The organism is Sphingomonas phyllosphaerae (assembly GCF_029623345.1).
Taxonomy (GTDB): domain Bacteria; phylum Pseudomonadota; class Alphaproteobacteria; order Sphingomonadales; family Sphingomonadaceae; genus Sphingomonas; species Sphingomonas phyllosphaerae_C.
In genome coordinates this window covers 22,987-41,265 of sequence record NZ_JAPYKH010000026.1, presented here as the reverse complement: position 1 = coordinate 41,265, position 18,279 = coordinate 22,987, and the positions used below count along the sequence as shown (strand labels likewise).

Annotated in this window: 18 protein-coding genes, 1 tRNA gene and 1 pseudogene; 6 read left to right on the top strand and 14 right to left on the bottom strand. The window is 65.3% G+C overall.

Annotation, left to right across the window (positions count from 1 at the left end):
• Window positions 1-107 precede the first annotated feature (107 nt).
• From QBJ89_RS18195 to QBJ89_RS18175, 5 genes and pseudogenes are all read right to left on the bottom strand, one after another.
• On the bottom strand, window positions 108-1,817 hold the full coding sequence (locus tag QBJ89_RS18195; RefSeq protein WP_277981885.1) for a hypothetical protein: 1,710 nt from the start codon (window positions 1,815-1,817) through the stop codon (window positions 108-110).
• Between the two features lie 35 nt (window positions 1,818-1,852).
• Window positions 1,853-2,740, bottom strand: a complete 888-nt coding sequence (locus QBJ89_RS18190) for a nucleotidyltransferase domain-containing protein (protein ID WP_277981884.1) — start codon at window positions 2,738-2,740, stop codon at window positions 1,853-1,855.
• Window positions 2,740-3,681 carry a patatin-like phospholipase family protein gene (locus QBJ89_RS18185; RefSeq protein WP_277981883.1) on the bottom strand — a complete coding sequence of 314 codons (942 nt, stop codon included), beginning with the start codon at window positions 3,679-3,681 and terminating at the stop codon, window positions 2,740-2,742. Before QBJ89_RS18185 ends, QBJ89_RS18190 begins: the two co-directional genes overlap by 1 nt.
• 42 nt (window positions 3,682-3,723) lie before the next feature.
• The gene (locus tag QBJ89_RS18180) at window positions 3,724-4,317 is read right to left on the bottom strand and encodes a hypothetical protein (RefSeq protein WP_277981882.1); all 594 of its coding nucleotides are present in this window, start codon (window positions 4,315-4,317) and stop codon (window positions 3,724-3,726) included.
• A 609-nt stretch (window positions 4,318-4,926) separates the two neighbouring features.
• Window positions 4,927-5,772: pseudogene (locus QBJ89_RS18175) on the bottom strand (tyrosine-type recombinase/integrase); the annotation flags it as partial.
• A 584-nt stretch (window positions 5,773-6,356) separates the two neighbouring features.
• On the opposite strand from QBJ89_RS18175, the gene QBJ89_RS18170 reads away from it, so the two are divergent.
• A complete protein-coding gene (locus QBJ89_RS18170; protein ID WP_277981881.1) occupies window positions 6,357-6,782 on the top strand; it encodes a hypothetical protein in 426 nt (141 codons plus the stop codon).
• A 33-nt stretch (window positions 6,783-6,815) separates the two neighbouring features.
• On the opposite strand, the gene QBJ89_RS18165 is transcribed toward QBJ89_RS18170, so the two are convergent.
• Complete coding sequence (locus QBJ89_RS18165) at window positions 6,816-7,112, bottom strand: hypothetical protein (RefSeq protein WP_277981880.1); 297 nt, start codon at window positions 7,110-7,112, stop codon at window positions 6,816-6,818.
• A 1,167-nt stretch (window positions 7,113-8,279) separates the two neighbouring features.
• Entirely contained in the window at window positions 8,280-9,173 is an 894-nt protein-coding gene (locus QBJ89_RS18160; RefSeq protein WP_277981879.1) for an alpha/beta fold hydrolase, read from the bottom strand.
• A 267-nt stretch (window positions 9,174-9,440) separates the two neighbouring features.
• On the opposite strand from QBJ89_RS18160, the gene QBJ89_RS18155 reads away from it, so the two are divergent.
• From QBJ89_RS18155 to QBJ89_RS18145, 3 genes are read left to right on the top strand one after another with little or no spacing between them, the layout of a single operon-like run.
• Window positions 9,441-9,944, top strand: coding sequence for a DUF3489 domain-containing protein (locus QBJ89_RS18155; protein ID WP_277981878.1), 504 nt, complete (start codon window positions 9,441-9,443; stop codon window positions 9,942-9,944).
• Between the two features lie 2 nt (window positions 9,945-9,946).
• A complete protein-coding gene (locus QBJ89_RS18150; RefSeq protein WP_277981877.1) occupies window positions 9,947-10,354 on the top strand; it encodes a DUF2924 domain-containing protein in 408 nt (135 codons plus the stop codon).
• Entirely contained in the window at window positions 10,351-12,027 is a 1,677-nt protein-coding gene (locus QBJ89_RS18145; protein ID WP_277981876.1) for a recombinase family protein, read from the top strand. Before QBJ89_RS18150 ends, QBJ89_RS18145 begins: the two co-directional genes overlap by 4 nt.
• Before the next feature lie 2 nt (window positions 12,028-12,029).
• On the opposite strand, the gene QBJ89_RS18140 is transcribed toward QBJ89_RS18145, so the two are convergent.
• The 3 genes from QBJ89_RS18140 to QBJ89_RS18130 form a co-directional block, all read right to left on the bottom strand.
• Window positions 12,030-12,569 carry a MucR family transcriptional regulator gene (locus QBJ89_RS18140; RefSeq protein ID WP_277981887.1) on the bottom strand — a complete coding sequence of 180 codons (540 nt, stop codon included), beginning with the start codon at window positions 12,567-12,569 and terminating at the stop codon, window positions 12,030-12,032.
• Window positions 12,570-12,679: 110 nt separating this feature from the next.
• Window positions 12,680-12,859, bottom strand: coding sequence for a hypothetical protein (locus QBJ89_RS18135; RefSeq protein WP_277981875.1), 180 nt, complete (start codon window positions 12,857-12,859; stop codon window positions 12,680-12,682).
• A gap of 72 nt (window positions 12,860-12,931) precedes the next feature.
• Window positions 12,932-13,135, bottom strand: coding sequence for a helix-turn-helix domain-containing protein (locus QBJ89_RS18130; RefSeq protein ID WP_277981874.1), 204 nt, complete (start codon window positions 13,133-13,135; stop codon window positions 12,932-12,934).
• A 134-nt stretch (window positions 13,136-13,269) separates the two neighbouring features.
• On the opposite strand from QBJ89_RS18130, the gene QBJ89_RS18125 reads away from it, so the two are divergent.
• The gene (locus QBJ89_RS18125) at window positions 13,270-13,782 is read left to right on the top strand and encodes a hypothetical protein (RefSeq protein WP_277981873.1); all 513 of its coding nucleotides are present in this window, start codon (window positions 13,270-13,272) and stop codon (window positions 13,780-13,782) included.
• Window positions 13,779-14,075, top strand: coding sequence for a hypothetical protein (locus QBJ89_RS18120; protein WP_277981872.1), 297 nt, complete (start codon window positions 13,779-13,781; stop codon window positions 14,073-14,075). The genes QBJ89_RS18125 and QBJ89_RS18120 overlap by 4 nt, the downstream gene beginning before the upstream one ends.
• 61 nt (window positions 14,076-14,136) lie before the next feature.
• Here QBJ89_RS18120 and terL read toward each other — a convergent pair whose 3' ends face one another.
• The 4 genes from terL to QBJ89_RS18100 all read right to left on the bottom strand — a co-directional run bounded on the left by terL (window position 14,137) and on the right by QBJ89_RS18100 (window position 18,239).
• On the bottom strand, window positions 14,137-15,630 hold the full coding sequence (gene terL, locus QBJ89_RS18115) for a phage terminase large subunit (protein WP_277981871.1): 1,494 nt from the start codon (window positions 15,628-15,630) through the stop codon (window positions 14,137-14,139).
• Window positions 15,627-16,154 carry a DUF5681 domain-containing protein gene (locus QBJ89_RS18110; RefSeq protein ID WP_277981870.1) on the bottom strand — a complete coding sequence of 176 codons (528 nt, stop codon included), beginning with the start codon at window positions 16,152-16,154 and terminating at the stop codon, window positions 15,627-15,629. Before QBJ89_RS18110 ends, terL begins: the two co-directional genes overlap by 4 nt.
• Window positions 16,141-17,562 carry a site-specific DNA-methyltransferase gene (locus QBJ89_RS18105; RefSeq protein ID WP_277981869.1) on the bottom strand — a complete coding sequence of 474 codons (1,422 nt, stop codon included), beginning with the start codon at window positions 17,560-17,562 and terminating at the stop codon, window positions 16,141-16,143. Before QBJ89_RS18105 ends, QBJ89_RS18110 begins: the two co-directional genes overlap by 14 nt.
• Window positions 17,563-18,148: 586 nt before the next feature.
• A tRNA-Ser gene (locus tag QBJ89_RS18100) sits at window positions 18,149-18,239 on the bottom strand.
• Window positions 18,240-18,279 lie beyond the last annotated feature (40 nt).

The following is an 18,279-nucleotide window of genomic DNA, read 5'->3' as shown; positions in this document are numbered from 1 at the left end:
GTTGCCGTTGCCGTTGCCGTTGCCGTTGCCGTTGCCGTTGCCGTTGCCGTTGCCGTTGTTACATCGGCCCATACCATGTGCGCAACACGGGAGAATAAGAAGCAGAATCAGTCGATCAAATAGCTGTCGTCCATATGCGGATCGGGCGAGAAGCGGGGGCCAGTATAGCGAATTTCCCCGACTTGCAAAGGCGGCGCATCAATCCGATCGAGCGCCGCATTGGCGGCGTTGCATTGCACGAGACTGAGATAGAAGCGATATTTGTCGAGCGTGTTGCGCGGCGCATGGAAATTGTCGACCGTTGCCCGCGTCAGCGCCTCGACCGCGTCGACGATCGGCTGACGCCGCACCCGCGGACGCAACAGCGGGATGATGTCGAGCGTGCGATCCTCGGACACGACCAGCGCCATCCGCGCGACGCTGCCATTGCCGACATAGCGCACCGCGGAATTGTAGCGCGCACCGCGCGACGGAGTACACTCGGCATTGGCTTGGCCGTCGAGGATGACGCCGATCGCATGGCAGATGCCAGCGGGGTCAACGAGGATCGTGCCATCGATGCGCGACGCCCGCGCCATCAGCTCGGGCGTGAGCGCCACCGGCTCGATATGCGTCCCTTGCAAGTCGAGCCGCGCCGCTTCGCTTGCCGCGTCGTCGGCGATAATCACCATGCTGCCATGGTCCTGCTCGCCCATTTGATCGAGCACCGCCCGATGACTCGCAATGGCCGCATCGGTAATGCCGGGAAAAAGGCGCTGCAGATTCTCGGCGAACCGCTCGGTGGCGATAACTTCCTGCGGCAGCCTGGGCTCGCCGAAGCGCGTCCGCAGCAGTAGCTGCTCGCCGCGGCGGAATTCCCATTCATGCTGGTCGAGAAAATCGACGCAGAAAGGCTGGGTGGCGAAGTTCGGCACGCGGGCGAGACCCCAGATGGACTGATAATTCGCCACCAGCACGGTCTCGCGTGTCGCCATTTGCAGCAATTTGCGAACCCAGCGGGTCTGGCTGAACGGCACCGCCTTTTGCAGGCGCAGGACATAGTCGATCGCCGGATCATTGGGTTTGGCCAGTACCAACCTGCCCAGCCCCTTCGTCCCTTCATACATTAGTTGAGACAGCTGGTTGAACGCGCGGAACATGTCGGAATGCGCGAATTCGCCCGGGATCACCGGCACGCGCAGGAAGGATTCCGCCGCTTCGCGAATCAACTCGTCGGCAGGCCGCATCTCGCCGCTTCCGCTTGCGCTTCTCCCCGGATCGGGGCCGGTTAGTGCGCGCTCCGCATCGGCAAGGACGGCGCGGATGCAGCGCAGCAAGAAGCTGGCTTCCTGCTGCTCGCCCATCCAGGTGTAGGGAAATGGAGGAAAGGGTTCGAACGGCGCTTCGGGAAGCTGCAACACACAGACGACATAATGGCCTTCGACAAGTGTCGGGGTACTGCAGAATATGCGCAGGCCGCGCCCGGCTTCCGCTATATCGAGTGCAGCCTTGACCTCGCTGCTGATGCACGCGCGCCGGATATGCTCCGGCTTGTCGTTCATGCTCTGTTCGTCCCCATACACTAGATGCTGGTCGGGGTGGGCCCGCCAAGCCTGCTCGATCTTGGCATGGATATCGGGGAACATTACCGGCGACCAGCGCTCGTCATCGGGCTCGATACAGAGCGGATGCTGGTCCTCGACACCGTCGCGGCGCACCCCGATTAGGAGTGCGACCGGCTCGACATCCAAGCCGATACGTTTGAGCACTTGCTCGGCGCGTAAGCGCAGCGAAACTCGAAAATGGCGCTGATAGCCCCACATGAACTGCTCGATCACATGCTGCCTCATGACGTCCGCGACTGTGGCATTGCTCAATACTCTTCCCAGAAGCGCGCCAGCGCGGTGAGAAATGTCTCAAACGCGGCCTCGCGCCAGCACACGGAGTGTCCCTCACGCAACAGCCAGTGGATGCCGTTGGCACAGGTCAGCAGGCTAGGATCTGCGTTGCGAAGCCAGCCCACCGCGCATGCGACCATATCCTGATAGCTGGCGCCGAAGCAGCGGTCTGGCACGTTGGAGAGCATGCCTTCGAGAAAATAGGAGGGTGCCAACCCCTCGGCCACATAGCCACGCTGCACCATCGCGTTGCGCAAATTCTTGAAGACGCGGACGCTTGGCTTGAACCGGCGATTGCTGCTGAGGTTCTTCGCCACACAATTATCGGCATGCTGGCGCGGGTAATTCTCAATTCGCGTGGCGCCCGACCAGAAGCAGATGCCCTTGCGGTAATCGTCGCTATGCGGGCGCGCGTACGAAAAGAACTCGCGAAATTCTGCGCAGGCAAGGACATCGGCATCGCGGCGCCCGCCGCCGGCCGGTACATAGATCGCCTTGCCGCTGGCATCGACGCCGCCACCGAATTGCGTAGCGAGCCAGGCGGCGACCTCGCCCTTAAAATCGGCAAGCTCATAGCCGGCCGCGTACCAGTCGGCGGTGCGCCTAGCGCGATCCTCGGCGCTCAGCGCGTCGGTGTCCTCGTAAAAGGTCGAGGTCAGGCAAATAACCACATCGACGTCGCTATCGGCATAGATATTGGTATCGTTGCCATAGGAGCCTTGCAGGAAAATATCGAAGCCGTGTGCAGCGAAGGGCGCGCGCGAGTCGAGCAGGGCCTCGCGGATCCGGCGATAGGTGTCGGCCGACTGGACCGTGGAACCCTGGTGCGACCAGGTCTCGAGTTGCGCCTCGGGGATCGCCATCAATTTAACTCCAGAAGCGAGCGCAGCTCGGCCTCGCGCTTCGCAAAGGATTCCGCGCCCGAGCGGCGCAGCAGGCTAAGCTTATCGAGGTCATGCTCGAACATGTCGGTGGCGAGGTCGGGGCGCTCGAACGTGTCGCTGATGCGAACCGTCGCAACGTCGCCGAACAGGATCTGGCGCAGCTGCTCCATTGAAGCGGTGTTGACCTCAAGCGTCTTCTGGAGGAGCTGGACGCTGACCAATTGTCCCAGCGCCCAGCCCAGCGCGCTTCGGCTAGGCTGCGGATATTGTCCGACCCCGACGCTGACGACGCGCAGCGCCGAGCGCGCCTGACCCTTTACCTTGAGACCGTCGGCGATCGCGTAGAGGGTGGGATTGTTGGCGCAGTAGCCGCCGTCGATCAGCAGCAATTTGTCGCCCTTGGGATTGGTCAGCCGCTTCTTCTCGAAAAAGGGATAGGCCGAGCAGGACGCTTCGACGGCATCGGCGAGCGTGCAGCCAAAGCCCGGCTCGAAGCTGGCTTGGCGGCCGTGCGCCTGGGCCGGATCGGCCTTGAAGATCATTGGTCGCTCGGTTTCCCAATTGGTCGCAACGATGCCGATGCCGGTCTTCAAGGCGTCAAACTTCTGGTCGCCGAACACCGAGCCGGCAAGGTCGCGCAGCGCCTTGGTCTTGCCGCCCTTGGTCCGAGCCTTCATGATGGTCGGGACATTGTCGCGGTAGAGGCTGTGGATGGTGTCGACTGAATAACCGAGCGCCAGCAAGGTGGCGATGATCGATCCGGTGCTGGTGCCGAAGATCAAGGGGAAGACGTCGCACAGCCGCTTGCCCGCCATCGCTTCTATCTCGCGCAGCACGCCGAGCGTGTAGAAGCCCTTGGCGCCGCCGCCATCGAGGCTCAGGATGCGAAAGGTGGCGGCGGAGTCGGGGATCTCGGTCATCGCCCCTCCTTATAACAGCCCGGCACCGCTCGGCGATCTTGCTCAGCCATGCGAATCGACCGCGACGATCTCGCCGCTTGCGCTGTCGAAGGTAACCAGCACCACACCGTCGATGGGCTTGTGCTCGAGCAAGGGCTGCAGCCGTGCTTCGTCGATCGTCCCGGCATGTATGTCACGGAGTAAGTCGAGAAACGCCTCGACGCCCGAGGCTGCGTCATCCTGCGCGATCTCGGTCGAGAGGATCAGCTTGAAGCTCAGGCCTGAGACGAGCTCGCCGACGATCGAATAGGCCAGCGAATATTTACGCGCTGCGGAGATTTTGCCTGACGAGCCGATCGCAGCCACCCGGACGCTCGCCAAGCGCGCGTACATCGATTTCGCGGTCTGTTTCAATAGATCGTAATGATCCTCACCGGCCTTCTGGAAGAAATCGGTGAAATAAGCGGTGCCGATGCACACCATCACCGCGGTCGGCAGATACAGTTCAAGCCCGGCAAAGGGCCCACTCGGCACACGACGCGTGACGACGCGCAAGCCTGGCGCTGCGAGCTTGTCAATATCGGCATCGGCAAAGCCTTCAGGCAGCACCACGCTGGTCAACACTGCAATGTCGGGTTTCACGTCTGGTGCGTCCACCGGGTAGTTCCTCCACGCCCAAGCCCCTCAAGCGCGGCACGCCGCAAGGCGGCTTACGGCGGTCGGCAGGCGAAAATCCGCATATCACGCACGCCACACGAAACAAAAAAGGAACATGCATTTTTGCATCTGATTCTCGCGGCTTCGTTCAAATCGCTTGTCGATCGGCCACCGCAGAGAAGGTCATCAGGCACGGCATGCGCCATCTTTTGCGCACATTCTGCAAAGCGGTGTTACTCGTCTCCCATTCTCCTTGGCACCTCAACCGAAAGCGTGACCTAGCGTTCCGTGGGAAAGTTCGCTCTTGAAGTTATCGTTATTGTGTATGAGCGACAGCAATTAGAGCGCGTAGCTTCTATTGCGAACTTCATGAACGAACGTCCGCTTTCGCCCTCTGGGCGCTCGAAAGCGAACCGACCGCACCCCTGAAGATTTCGGGCGCCGGCAGGCGTACGGAAGTCCGGGAGGCCCGAACCCGCGGGCCGCAGGCGGCGCGCTATGGGGATTTCGGGTTTGGCCTGGTTTGAGGGCCGCGCGCGACACCGCGGATGTCGCCATCCATCGAAGCGGGCCGGCCGAATTTGAGGGTCCGTAGTCGTCGCGAAAGTGCACGGTGCGCATCGTGCGGGTCGCGACCTTGGTGTAGAAGGCGGTCGTGTCGAGCCGGGCATGACCGAGCAGCGCCTGGATGACGCGGACGTCTACGCCGTCCTCGAGGAGGTGGGTCGCGAAACAGTGCCGCAGGGTGTGCGGCCCGATGTGCTTGTCGATGCCCGCCGCCTAGCCGGCCCCGACGACGATGCGGTGGAGCGGACGCGTGCTCAGCGGCTTGAGATAGTGCTGGCCGGGGAACAGCCGGCCGTCGGGGTGCATCACGCCCAGCTGCCGTCCCGCCTTCCACCATGCCCGGAGCAGCGAGAGCAGGCCGACCGGGAGCATGGCGTTGCGATACTGCCCGCCCTTGCCCCGCTCGACCCGGAGCAGCATCCGCTCACTGTCGATATCGCGCACCTTGAGCGCCGTCACCTCCGACGCGCGCAGACTCGAGCCGTAGGCGACCGATAGCGCCGCCTGATGCTTGAGGCAGGTGGTGGCCGCTAGCAGCCGCGCCACCTCGTCCTGGCTCAGCACCACGGGCAGCTTGCGGGCATGCCCCGTGCGCACCAGCCGACGTGCTAGGTCCGGCCGGTCAAGCGCCTGGGTGAAGAAGAACCGCAGCGCCGACACCATGCTGTTCATGGTCGGCACCGGCACGCCCAGGTCGCGCTGCTCGACTTGAAAACGGCGCACCTCCTCGGCGGTCGCCGTGTCGGGCGGCCGACCCAGGAACGTGGCGAACCGGCCGACGTCGCGGATGTAATTGCGCTGCGTCTCGCGGCCGAACCGGCGCATCTGCATCTCGTCGATGAGGCGCTGGCGCAACGGGCTGGCGGCAACGGGGCTGAGGGTCGTCATGGTGAGGCTCCTTCTCGTGGAGCCCCGATGCTCTGCCTGTGGCGAGCAGCGCTCAACCGACGCGCTACACCCGCAATGTCACCTCAACTCCGCCCCACACGGCCCTCCCGCGCAGCGGGTTCGTGCTCCCACCCCGGCAGACGCTCAAGCCCTCTCCCCTGCCCGCTGAACGAACGGCGGCTTTCGCCGGCCGGCGCCCGAAAGTGGACGGCAGCTAACCACCCGACGCAAGCTCGTCGGCATGCCGGACGCGCGTCCCTCGCGTTGTCACCCTCGCAGGGTCGCACCGCGCGGAGCCGGCGCCATAGCCCACGCCCCTGTGTCTTGCCTGCGGCGGCCGCATCGTAAGCCGGACGGCGATGAAGGGCCGCGATTTAGCCCTCCGATTTTTGGAGCTACGCAGTCTATTTCACGTTGTCGCCGGACTAAAGCGATCTGAGCAGAAGCTCATCCATCGTACGCTGCGTCCACTACCGTTGCCTGCCCAGACAAGGGGGCGCCGACCACCGGCTCAGCGACTGCGCGAACCGACTGCCTGTCGCACCCGGCATCGGTGGTCTTCCTCCGGTCATCCGGCGTCGTTTATGCAAGCTCGTTCAAGGTCCCGCGATGGTTGCGAGCATGTTGCCTTCGGCGCGTCGCTGACTGTCGCGTTGATTCGCGCGGACGATCCTGATCTCGAGAGCCATATCGGCTCAGCGCACGACATAGGCGTCGTCGAGACGATAGCACGTCCTCAGGCGTTCAAGCGCCTCGCCAAAGGTTTCGTCTCCGACTGCTCTCCGCACACCAGCCAGCCACCGTGCCGAAGCGTAAGGATGTCGGCTTATCCACAAACCTCGTGCGAGATCGGCCGCCGCAAGCAACAACCATCCCACGAGCGCTACAAGCAGTACGAGCGCCGACGTCCTATCGTCGAAAAGGTCACCGTCAGCGAAGCTATCAGCATCAAGCCGGAAATTGGGAGATGGATGATCCCCGGCATGCTGCTGAGTGGCCCCACCTCCTAAGCTGCGAGTGCCCGGTCGGCCGCTGTCACGCGGTCAGTCGCGCCAGGAATCATGACCGCCTCCAATGCTGTTCCATGAGCCGCTATCGTGCCAATGCGACGGGCTGTCGTGAAAGCCTGGAGACGCACTGTAGCTTGCAGAATGCCAGTCGTCGTGACGGTGCGCAGACAGGTCGGTACCGAAGGGATTGCCGAGCACATCAACGCCGCCGATCCCGCCGGTCATCGGCAGGCCGTTAGCGGGGTTGATAGCAGGTTCACTGGGCGCCGAGAGGCTCGGCGAGGCATGCCAATCGTCGAACAATGAGGTGATCCGATCCAGCAGTCCCATGGGTCAGAAATCCTTCACCAATGAGTTCGCAGTGACGCCCATCTGACGCCAACAACGTCCATCCAAGGCGGCCGGGTTCGCGCTCGCTGACGGAGATCGTCGCTCGACCTCTTACGCAAAGTTCGGGTTCACGTCGTTCGCCGTTGCATCCAACCTGGAGGCAAGCGCCGAGCTCGTCGCAGCGTCCAACATGTGCCCGCCGGATAGTGATGTCTGAGCCACGCAGGCCTTCCTCTGACACGATCGCTGATCCAAAGAACACGGGGCCGAAGCGGGATCGCCAGCGATCTTTGATCCTGCAGAGATCGGACGGCCGATCTGCTATGCTGATGATATCCTGACGGCCAGCCGGCGAGCGGCATACCGCCTCGCACCCAGTCGCTCGAGACGGCCTTCCGCGTCGAATCTTGAACGCGAAGCGGAAGCCGCCGTCGCCAGAAGCGGTTCAAAGCCCGTGAAGGCGCCGGGCGAGCTTGGCGCCCTCTAAATTCCGGTTTTACAAACGTCGTCGCACGCCATTTGCGCTCGCTTGTCGCGACAAAGCCGGCTTCAGTGAGCGTCGCTCGCGCGTGCCGCTCAAGCCCTCAAAGTGGCTTCTAGCTGCAGCTCCCACAGCAGCGCACGTGGGCCAAACCTTTCATCGAAGGCTTTGAAGGCGTTCGGGTACCGCCATGGCGTATGGAATAGCAGCGGAGCGACTGCGCTTTAAGGTGCTCCAGGCGATCGCAAGTACTTCGGATCCTTGTGATGGCTATTTGATCCCCAAAGCGGGCCAAAGAGGGAACAGGCCGCGTTGGAGAGCGCTGTGGAGCGGCATTGAGGCGCGCTGTCCCGCGCGCCTAAGCCCCTGCAGAAAGGCGATAATCAGGCCGTATTCGACGCTTTGTACGTCCGCCCTATTCGCGCGTACCATGTGCTGAATTGACAGCACACCCTACGCAAGCTTTCAGAAGTGGGATTATCGTCGCGAACTAGCGAAACCTTCACTTCAAAGCGTGCCACTTATCTCTCCAATTCTTGCTAATCTGCCGCGCGGAAGCGCCATCGTTCCGCATTCGACGCCGGAACGTGCTCAAGCCCCTTCCATACCCGCTGAACGAACATCTGGTTTTCTCATCCGGCTGCTCGATTGCGGACGGGCAGCTATCCACCCCGAAACCGCCACTTTCATTCACGGAACTGATGTCCGCGAACAGCAGCGACGCCCTCTAGGATACCATCGACGACAAAGGCCGGTGCTTCATGCGGCAGCCCGTGCCCCGCTCGCGCAGCAACGTTCTGGCGCGCGTTGGTCGACAGCGAGAGGAATTGCTTCTGCATGCGCTGGGTCGCGTCTTCCAACCGAACAGCGATCGGCTCCGACAATCCAGGCACCATGCGAAAGCGTGGGCTATGCGTCAGCACGATCACCGGCTTCTTACCTAGCGAAGTCAGCTGGTGCGCCTCGCGGGCGCTCGCTCGCATGTCCAAGCGCTCCTCGTTCTTGCTCGGATCCGTTTGCATGCCGGTGAGGAACGAGCGAGCCTCCGTAACCGCCTTTTCCTCGCCCGGCGCCGGAGGAGGCAAGAGCGCGAGCCATGTCGCGACCTGATCGGGATGCGTCGAGGACACCAGCACGAGACCGGCCGTTTCAGCAGGGTACTGCGCAGCGAATACCTGGGCATGGAGCCCGCCGATCGAGTGGCCGACAAGAAGGTACGGGCCCTTCACCTCTGCTGCTGACAATGCGGCATGCAGATCGTGAGCGGCGTCTGAGCTGGAGCGTGGACCAGCCGGAGCCGGATCGCTGGTCCCGAGACCCGCCCGGTCATACAAGCAGACGCGAGTCACTGATCCCACTTGCGCAGCGATCGCCTGCCAACCTGGGTCTTCGACCGGCGCCGTCCCCATCCCAGCGTCGATCACCACCGTCGGTGCTCCCGTACCCGCGCAGGAGAGACGGATCGAGCGGCCCCCGACATCGAAGCGCCCGTCAGCAGGCGTTTGCGGAGCCGCCACTACCTGGCCAAGCGCGCTGCAAGTGATGCAGGACAAGAGCACCGCGGCAGACAGGGCACGCATGTAAGCCTCTCACTCAGGAACGATGATGTAAGCCTGCTCGCGCTCCAATCACAACGTCTGATTGCCGGTTGAGCCAGCTGGCAACTTACCAACCTCACCGTTCAACAAAAGCACGCGAACCGCTGGACTTCACCTGCACCCAGAGCGACAGCACAGCTCGACTCAGGCGCTGGTGCGGCCGGGTCGCTGCCCCGCCGACACGATCGCCGGGGCTGTGGGTGGTGGGAGCGGCACTGGCGCCGCTCTCCTCGAGAACGAGGACCCACCATGCCAAAGCTCACCGACACCCACACGCTCCTGCTCGCCCATGCCGCACAGCGCGACAGCGGCAGCCTGTTCCCCCTCCCCGAGGCGCTCGCCGGCACGGCGCGGACGATCAAGGCGATCGCGGCGCTGCTGCGCCAGGGCCTCGTTGCCGAGCAGGAAGCGCGTGTCGCGGCCGAGATCGCGCGACAGGATGACGACCGCCGCGTCGGCGTCTTCATCACGACAGCAGGCCTCGCCGCCATCAACGCCAACGATGGTGACGGCGCCGCAGTCAGCGACGTTGCGAGCGACACCGATGCCGCCACGCCGCGCACGAAGGTGTCGACGGTGGTGGCGCTGCTCGAGCGCGACGAGGGCGCGACGCTGCCGGACCTCATCGCCGCGACGGGCTGGCTGCCGCACACCACCCGTGCCGCGCTGACGGGCCTACGCAAGAAGGGTCACGCCATCGAGCGCGCCCGCCGCGACGAGCTCACCTGCTACCGCATCGTGCGGAGCCGCTGACGATGGCGGACGATCAGATCGCGGCGCTGGAGGCACTGTCCTCCAGCGAACTGCGCCAGCGCTGGACCGAGGTGACCGGCAGCGCGGTGCCGAAGGTCAGCCCCAAACTGCTGCGGCTCGCGCTCGCCTGGGAGCTGCAGGCGCGAGCGCAAGGCGGCCTCTCGCGCGAGACCACACGCGAGCTCGACCAGCGCAGCCGCGGACACACCAGGACGGCACGACCGTCCGCCGGCATGCGGCTGGCGCGCGAGTGGCAGGGCCGCCTGCATGTCGTGACCGTCGGCGAGGATCAGGTGGTGCGCTGGGATGGTCGCGAGTGGCGTTCGCTGAGCGAGGTCGCGCGCGCGATCACGGGCACGCGCTGGTCGGGGCCGGCGTTCTTCGGGCTCAAGAAGAAGGTGGCGGCATGACCGCGCTGCGCTGTGCCATCTACACCCGCAAGTCGAGCGATGAGGGGCTGGAGCAGAGCTTCAACAGCCTCGACGCGCAGCATGAGGCCTGCTCGGCCTACATCCTCTCGCAGGCCTCACACGGCTGGTGTGAGGTCGAGACGCGCTACGACGACGGCGGGCTCTCGGGCGGCACGCTCGAGCGCCCCGCGCTGCAGCGTCTGCTCGCCGACGTCGCCGCGGGTCGCATCGACATCATCGTTGTCTACAAGGTCGACCGTCTTACCCGTTCGCTGCTCGACTTTGCCAAGCTGGTGGAGGCGTTCGACCGCGCTAACACCAGCTTCGTCTCGGTGACGCAGTCGTTCAACACCACCACCAGCATGGGCCGGCTCACGCTTAACATGCTGCTGTCCTTCGCGCAGTTCGAGCGCGAGGTCACCGCCGAGCGCATCCGCGACAAGATCGCGGCCAGCAAGGCACGCGGCATGTGGATGGGCGGCACACCGCCGCTCGGCTACCGGCCGGACGGTCGCAGCCTGGCGGTGGTGGAGGAGCATGCCGCGCTCGTGCGCCACATCTTCGCGCGCTACCTTGCGCTCGGCACCGTGCGGCTGCTCGAGGCCGAGCTGAAGCAGCACGGCATCCGCGTGCCCGCGCGCGCGACCGCCGGCGGTAAGCCGCTCGGTGGCGGCTGGTTCTCGCGCGGCGCGCTGTACCTGATGCTGCGGCGGGTCACCTATGACGGCCGCATCGCGCACGGCGACAAGAGCTACCCGGGCACGCATCCTGCCATCATCCCCGCTGACACCTTCGCGCGGGTGCAGGCGATGCTCTCCGACCACGTACAGGGCAATCGCAGCGCACCGCGCGCCAGCAACCCCAGCCTGCTCGCCGGCATGATCCTGGACGACGCAGGCGAGCCGCTGGTGGCGACGCACGCGACCAAGGGCAAGGCACGCTACCGCTACTATGTCAGCCGGGCGCTCCACACCGGCGCCAGCGGCACAGGCCTGCGCGTCCCCGCGCGCGAGATCGAGCGCGTTGTCGCCGAGCGGCTGGCGACCCAGTTCGACGACCCGCTCGCACTCACTGCTGCGGCGTGGCTTGATGTACCAGCCGACCGCTTCGCGAGCCTGGCGGAGCGCTGCGGCGACATCGCCGCCAAATTGCGCCGCCTGTGTCCGAGCAGCATCGAAGCGCTGGTCGCGCAAGTGCGCATCGCGGATGCGCGAGTGCACGTCGACTGCCGCAACGACGCGGTCGCCACGCTACTAGGCTGCGAGCAGCACGAGGACGCTCCGGCCCAGCTGACGCTAACCGCCGAGGTACGCCTCACCCGCTCGGGCACCGCGATGCGGCTGGTGCAGCGCGACGGCAGCGCCAGCACTGCCACGGTCGACGCCTCGCTAACACGCCAGCTGCTGCTCGCGCGCGCCTGGTGGAAGGAATTGCGCGGCGGCCAGATCGACATCACGCGGCTGGCCACGCGCGAAGGCCTCACCGCTTCCTATGTCACGCGGGTGCTGCGGCTCGCCTTCCTGGCGCCCAGCGTCACCCAGGCGATCCTCGCCGGGCGGCTGCGCGCCGGCGTCAGCGCGGCCACGCTCACTGCTACCAGCGGCGTGGATGCGAGTTGGCACACGCAGGAGGCGCGGCTGCTGCCGACGCCCGCAGGCGCCGGCACGCGGTGAGCCTAGGAGCGGATGCCCAGCGTCTTGCGCGCTGACGCCAGCGCGGCCTTGCCGCGCTTCCCCGCCTTGGCGACGACCTCCTCGGCCACCTGCTCGACGGCGGCGCCCGCCTCCTCGACAGCGGTCACCGCCTTGCGACCGAGACCGATCTGCTTGGCGAGCGCGCGGCGGCCCTCGCTGTAGCCCGGCGCCACCATCGGATAGTCGGCCTTGAGGCCGAAGCGCGCGCGGTATTCGTCCGGCGTGAGCCCGTGAGCGGTGAGGTGGCGCTTCAAGCTGGCGTAAGGCTTGCCGTCGATCATGCTGATGATGCGGTCCCGGTTGGCGAGCGACTTGCGCACCGACACCGCGGGTGTGTGCTCGGACGTCGCCGGCACGGCCTGCTCAGATGTCGGCGCCGTCAGCGACAGGACTGCCTCATGCATCGACTGTAACATAGCCGGCACGTCGCTGGCGCTCACGCGCGTGTGCGGGTTGGCGAGCCACGCCATCGTCACCGCGGCGGCCAGGCCGACGGTGTCATTCTGTTCTTCGCCGCTCATCTCGTTATCCGAACTCATCGCCATTCCTTCGTCGTAGCACGCGCACTGCTGGTCGGTCACGGACAACTTGGGCCAGCTTGCACCAGGCCGTATCAGATCAGGAGCGAGTGTTAACCATCACTTCGCCTGACGGCGTCTACAACATCCGCGATGGTCGTGAGTTCATTTACTAGGCGGCGCAGGTCACCGACGCGCTCCGGTGCCAGAGGATCGAGCACGACCTTGGCCGAAACATCCTCCATCAGCATCCCGGCAGCCGTCATATAGCTGCGGATCAGATCGTCGTTCACGCGCGCCCTCCTGCGTGGCGACAGAGCCGTGGGTGCGCGCAGAAGTCGAGCCGCAGCTTTCAGCCGCGGGGGTCAGCCGAGCAGGTCGCTCGCCGTGAGCGTGAAGGGCGCAGCGAGCTTCTCGACGACCGTGATCGTCGGGTTGCGCGCGCCGCGCTCGATGTCGCTCACATAGGTGCGGTGAACGCCGGCACGGTCGGCATAATCCTCCTGGCTCCAGCCCTGTTCGAGCCGCAGGCGACGCAGATTGGCGGAGAGGCGCTGGCGGACGTCCACGAAGGTCTGAAGAGCGCGATGTCGACGAACGATCTACAGACGATGAGAGACATTCCAGTTGATTTGACGCCCGTGTCGAGCATGACGTCGGTCACTGATCGTCGACACACAGGTCGACGGCAGCAGGGAGTGTCATGACCCAGTTCATCCTGTTTATCGACGACGTCGGTGCCGAGTTCACCAAGGGGCGCGTTACCCGCCGCGACGTGACCGCTCTCTACGAGTGGAAGGCGATCCAGTTCGTGCCCGTCGAGGTTCGCCCGCTCGAGGTGACAGCCGAGGGCGGTGCGGGCAAGCGCGCGGCCGGCGGCTTCCTCCTGCTGGGTCCCGTCGGTGCTGCGGCCGGCGTGCTCCTCGGCAAGGGGCCAAAGGTCGTGTTCGAGTTCGTGCTGCGCGACGGTACGACCCGCAAGGGCGTGGTGCACCAGCGCCAGTATCCTGCGCTGCGGCGCCAGGTCGCCGCCGTCCAGACGTACACGCCCGGCCAGCTGCGCAAGCAGCTCGCCACCGTCTTGATCGTCCTGCTGCTCGTGCCACTCTGCATCGGCCTGGGGCTGGTCGGCAGCGTCGTGCTCCTGGCGCTCATCATCGGCGTGACGACGCTTGTGCGCTACCTACGCCGCAGCGACACTGAGGTGACGGCATGAGGCGGGCGGGAGCCGCCGCGCTCGCGCTTGGCGCGCTCCTGAGCGGCTGTGCCGCCACACCGTGGGACTTTCCGGTCCCGACCATGATCGGCGACAAGCAGGGCGTGTCGATGACCGGGTTCATGAAGACCGACAGCGAGGACGAGGTACGCCGGCGCCTGACCGAGCGCATGCGCTGCCCGCATGGTCTCGAGTTCGCCTCGCTCACCACCCGGCGCGCCGACAACAAGCTCGGTACCCACATCCTCCAGTATCAGGCGGTGATGCGGTGTAGCGATGCTCCCCCCGCCTGATGTCGCGCAGCACATGCGAGAGGGGCCCGGTCGCTGATGCGACCGGGCCCCTCTGCCCTCCTCAGCGTGGACGCGGCGGATCAAGTCGGCTCGTCGTACTGCCGTCCCACGGACGATGGCGATGCTCCTGACGAATGGGGCGGCCGCTGGCGCCATATTCCGTCACGACCCAGCGCCAATGGATCTTCTGATGGTTGATGAACTGGCTCATGCTGTCGACCTGGTCGTCGTGCTTCCCCAGCGGAAAGGCGCGTAGCTCCTGCCGGAAGGTCTCGAGCCACGGCGCCTCAGTCGGGAGCAGGATGTGTCCCGCCTCGATCTCACCGAAGCAGCCGGTGAAGCGCGTCTCCTTGTCGACGGACACGTTACACATCATCGGGCGGAACTGGCCGCGTAGGCGGATTTCATGGCCGAGCGGGATACCGGATCCCGCCTTCTCGATGAGCACGCGGTCGGGCTTCCAGGTGCGCCACAGCCGCATCACGGCATCGCGCAGGTCTGGAAAGTCGAGACGCTGCCGAAAGACATCGAGCAGGTACCACCGATCCTCCCTGAAGCCCCATGTGGTGCAGACCGAGAAGTCGCTCGTCGGCGCGGCGCTCATGCCCGTGTCCCAGCTCTGTACGACCTTCGTGAACCATGTCCGCGCAGGCGTCTCGTCGAAGGTCTTGAACCACTCCATGCGGATCGAATTGCCTTCGGGCACGACCGGGTTCTGCTGGTACTGCGCCGAGAACACTGCCGGTCCCAGCTCGCGGCGAAGTTCATCCAGTACCACCTTGTCCTCGCGCACCGGGTTGAGCAGGTCGCCCACCACGCGGCGATGCACGCGCCCGACACCGATCGGTACCTCCTCCTCGCGCTCGGCGATCGCGGGCAGGTTGAGGTGGCGGTAGCCGCGCTCGAGCAGCATCGCGGGCAGATCATCCTCGTGCAGCCGCTGCTGGATCGAGAGGATACGCCCGCGCTGCTTGTCGTTGAGGCGCGTCAGCAGCGTGTTGCCGAACCAGCCCTTCACCTCGTCTCGCGCCGCCACGCTTCGGACCTCGTCCGCCTTCATGCAGTCGTCGACGATGATGAGGTCGGCACCGAAGCCGGTCACCGAGCCGCCGACCGACACACCCTTGCGCACACCGCCCTGCGTGGTGACGACCTCGAGCGCGCGGTTGCCGCCGTCGCTGATGCGGGTGTTGGGGAAGAGCTGCTGGTACCATCGCGCCTCAAGCAGCGTGCGGCACTGGGTGGCGTGCTGCCGCGACAGCTCTTGGCTGTAGCTCGCCACCATGATCTTGAGCGCTGGGTTGCGCCCCAGCGCCCATGCCACAAACGCCACCGAGGCGGTGACCGACTTCAGGTGGCGCGGCGGCACGGTAATGACCAGCCGCCGCTCCTCACCGCGCTCCATCTGCTCGAGCGCATGGCACATCGCCTGGATGTACCAGCCGCAGTCGAGCGGCCGCTCGCCGGGGTGCAGCGTCTCGAACGCTTTCACGAGGAAGAGGCTGAGGCGCTGGCGGCGGGCCGCCGCCAGCGCACTGTGCTCAAGGAGGGTCATGACGTGCCTCCTTCACCCGGTTGCAGCTCCGCCAGCATCAGCTCGCGCAGCAGCGCGAGGCTCGCCGCGTCGGCCTCGCTAACGTCCTGCGCCGGCGCGTCCTCCGCTGCTGCCTGCGCTGCCACGGCCGCTTGCGCGACGGCATACTGCCGCAGCAGCTGCTCCATCGCTTTGGTGTTGCCCTTCGCCGCCACCTCGATGAGCTTGCGCAGCAGCACCTCGATGCGCGCTACGTGACGCCGCCCCGTCGGCGTGTTGATCGGGATGCGCTCGTCGAGCAGCTCGCGCACGAGCGTGTTGAGGTTTTTGGAGCCCTTGGCGCGGCCCTTCGGATTGCCCGACTGACCCTTCTGGAATTGATGTTCCTTCGGCGGCTTGCCGTAGCCGACGTCATAGTCGGCCTGCCGCGGTGGGCTCGGCGGGCTCGGCGGGCTCGGCGTGGGCGCCGGTGGCGGCGCGCTGACGGGCTTGGGAACCGGTCGGGTGCGGTGGCGTGCCGGCGGCAGATGATCATGCGGCGACATGGCTCACCTCCATCTGCTCGCGGACCATCTCTCGCGTGTTGGCGTCAACGAGCGCATCGACGCGCCGTTCGGCTGCGACCTGCGCCCAGCTGCGTCCATCGCCGTCGAGGGTGGCGCTGCCGCCGGTCATCTCCTCCCAACGCCGCACCGCCACGTCGATGTAGCGCGGCTCGATCTCGGTGCCGTAGCCAACCCGGCCGGTCCGCTCCGCCGCGAGCAGCGTCGTGCCCGAGCCCATGAACGCGTCGAGCACGATGTCGCCGACATGGGTCACGTCGCGGATCGCGTCGGCCACCAGCGCGATGGGCTTGACGGTGGGATGGTCGGCGAGATCACGGTCGCGACTGGCACCGAAGCTGTTGGCGCCGGCATATTCCCACACGTTGGTGCGATAACGACCGTTGGCGCCGAGTTCGACGTTGTTAATGTGCGGCGCACGCCCTACCTTGGTGATGGCCACCAACTCATATTTTGAGCGGTATAGCGAGCCCATTCCCCCGTTGGACTTGGCCCAGCAGCACAGGTTGAGCATCGTCAGCTTGTTGTTGTCGATGGACGCGAGCAGCTCGCGCAAGTGTCGCCAGTCCATGCAGATGTCGACCACGCCGCCGTCGCGCACATGCGGCAGCATCGCGGCGAGATAGTCGGTGAGGAAGGCCGTGAACTCGGCCTGCGTCATCTCGCCTGACGCCTGTGCGAACTCCTGGTGCTTGGCTTTGCCCAAGCCACTGACATGGCCGTTCACCTTCACGTTGAAGGGCGGATCGGTGAAGATCATGCCAGCCTGCTGATCGCCCAACAGGCGCTGCCACGACGCTGCTTCGAGGGCCGAGCCGCAGAGCAGCCGATGGCGTCCGAGGATCCACAGGTCGCCCGACTTTGCAACAGGTTGCAACGGCGTCTCGGGGATCGCGTCGGCGGGATCATTGTCACCGTCGATCTCGGCTTGCGCCGTCAGCAGCACGTCCATCTCCGCAGTCGACCAGCCGAGGCTCTCGATCTCGATCTCGTCGAGTGCGATGATCTCCTCGAGCTCGGCGGCGAGCGCGTCGAGGTCCCACGTCGCCAGTTCGGGCAGGCGGTTGTCGGCGAGCCGGTACGCCTTGACCTGCGCCGGCGAGAGGTGATCCGCCGAGATCGTCGGGATCTCGCTCAAGCCCACCCGCTTGGCGGCTTCCACCCGGGCGTGACCCGCAATGATCTCTCCGTCACTCGCGATGAGCACGGGCACGTTGAAGCCATACTCGCGCATCGATGCGGCGAGCGCGACGAGCTGGCGTTCGGGGTGTTTGCGCGCGTTGCGCTTGTACGCGACCAGTTCGTCTGGTCGGCGGTAGGTGATGGGACCCAGACGAGCGAAGAGGTTGCTGCTGTCGGGCTGTCGATGCGTCTTTCCTTTGTGCGACATGGCGCTGGCTCCAGTGAGCGCCGGCCAAGCACGAGCTCGCACGTCTCCCAAGCCACTGTCACCAGCGACCAGGTCAGCGTGGCCCTCGTGTCGGGCAACGGCGATGATGTAATCGGTGATGCCGCTGACGTTTACGTCGCGGACTGCCCCTGGGCCGATTGGCTTGGCCGGAAACTGGGTATGTCGATTGGACTTGACAAGCGCCGGATCGACAAAAATCCATCGAGTCGATCGAACAGGGTACCGCTATCCCACATCGCCGGCTTTCCAGCGTCAGATTTCCCTGCTCCGCCGTGTAGGGAATTCGGCTCCGAGACCGCGGTTTGCAGCCACGTTCGGCCAACTGCGATCCCCGCTCTCAGACGTCGAATCGACAGATTGCCTGCAGATCGCGGGTAAATGGGAAATCAGCGGCGTCAGAACAGGGAACCGTACTGTCGGCCATGCCCGCAGAGAATGCAGGGAAAAACGGCGCACCGTTCTCCGCTCTCAGCGCTCTCCCACTACGGACAGAGCAGCGAAATGGCGCGGAACTGCGCCGCTTTCGCGGGAGTGCTCTGCAGGGAAAAAGGTGTCGCAGACTGGGTGGCGGAGCGGGAGGGATTCGAACCCTCGATACGCTTTTGGCGTATACTCACTTTCCAGGCGAGCGCCTTCGACCACTCGGCCACCGCTCCGCATACCCGGAAGCCCGCCCGCCTAAAGGCTCGCGCGCCC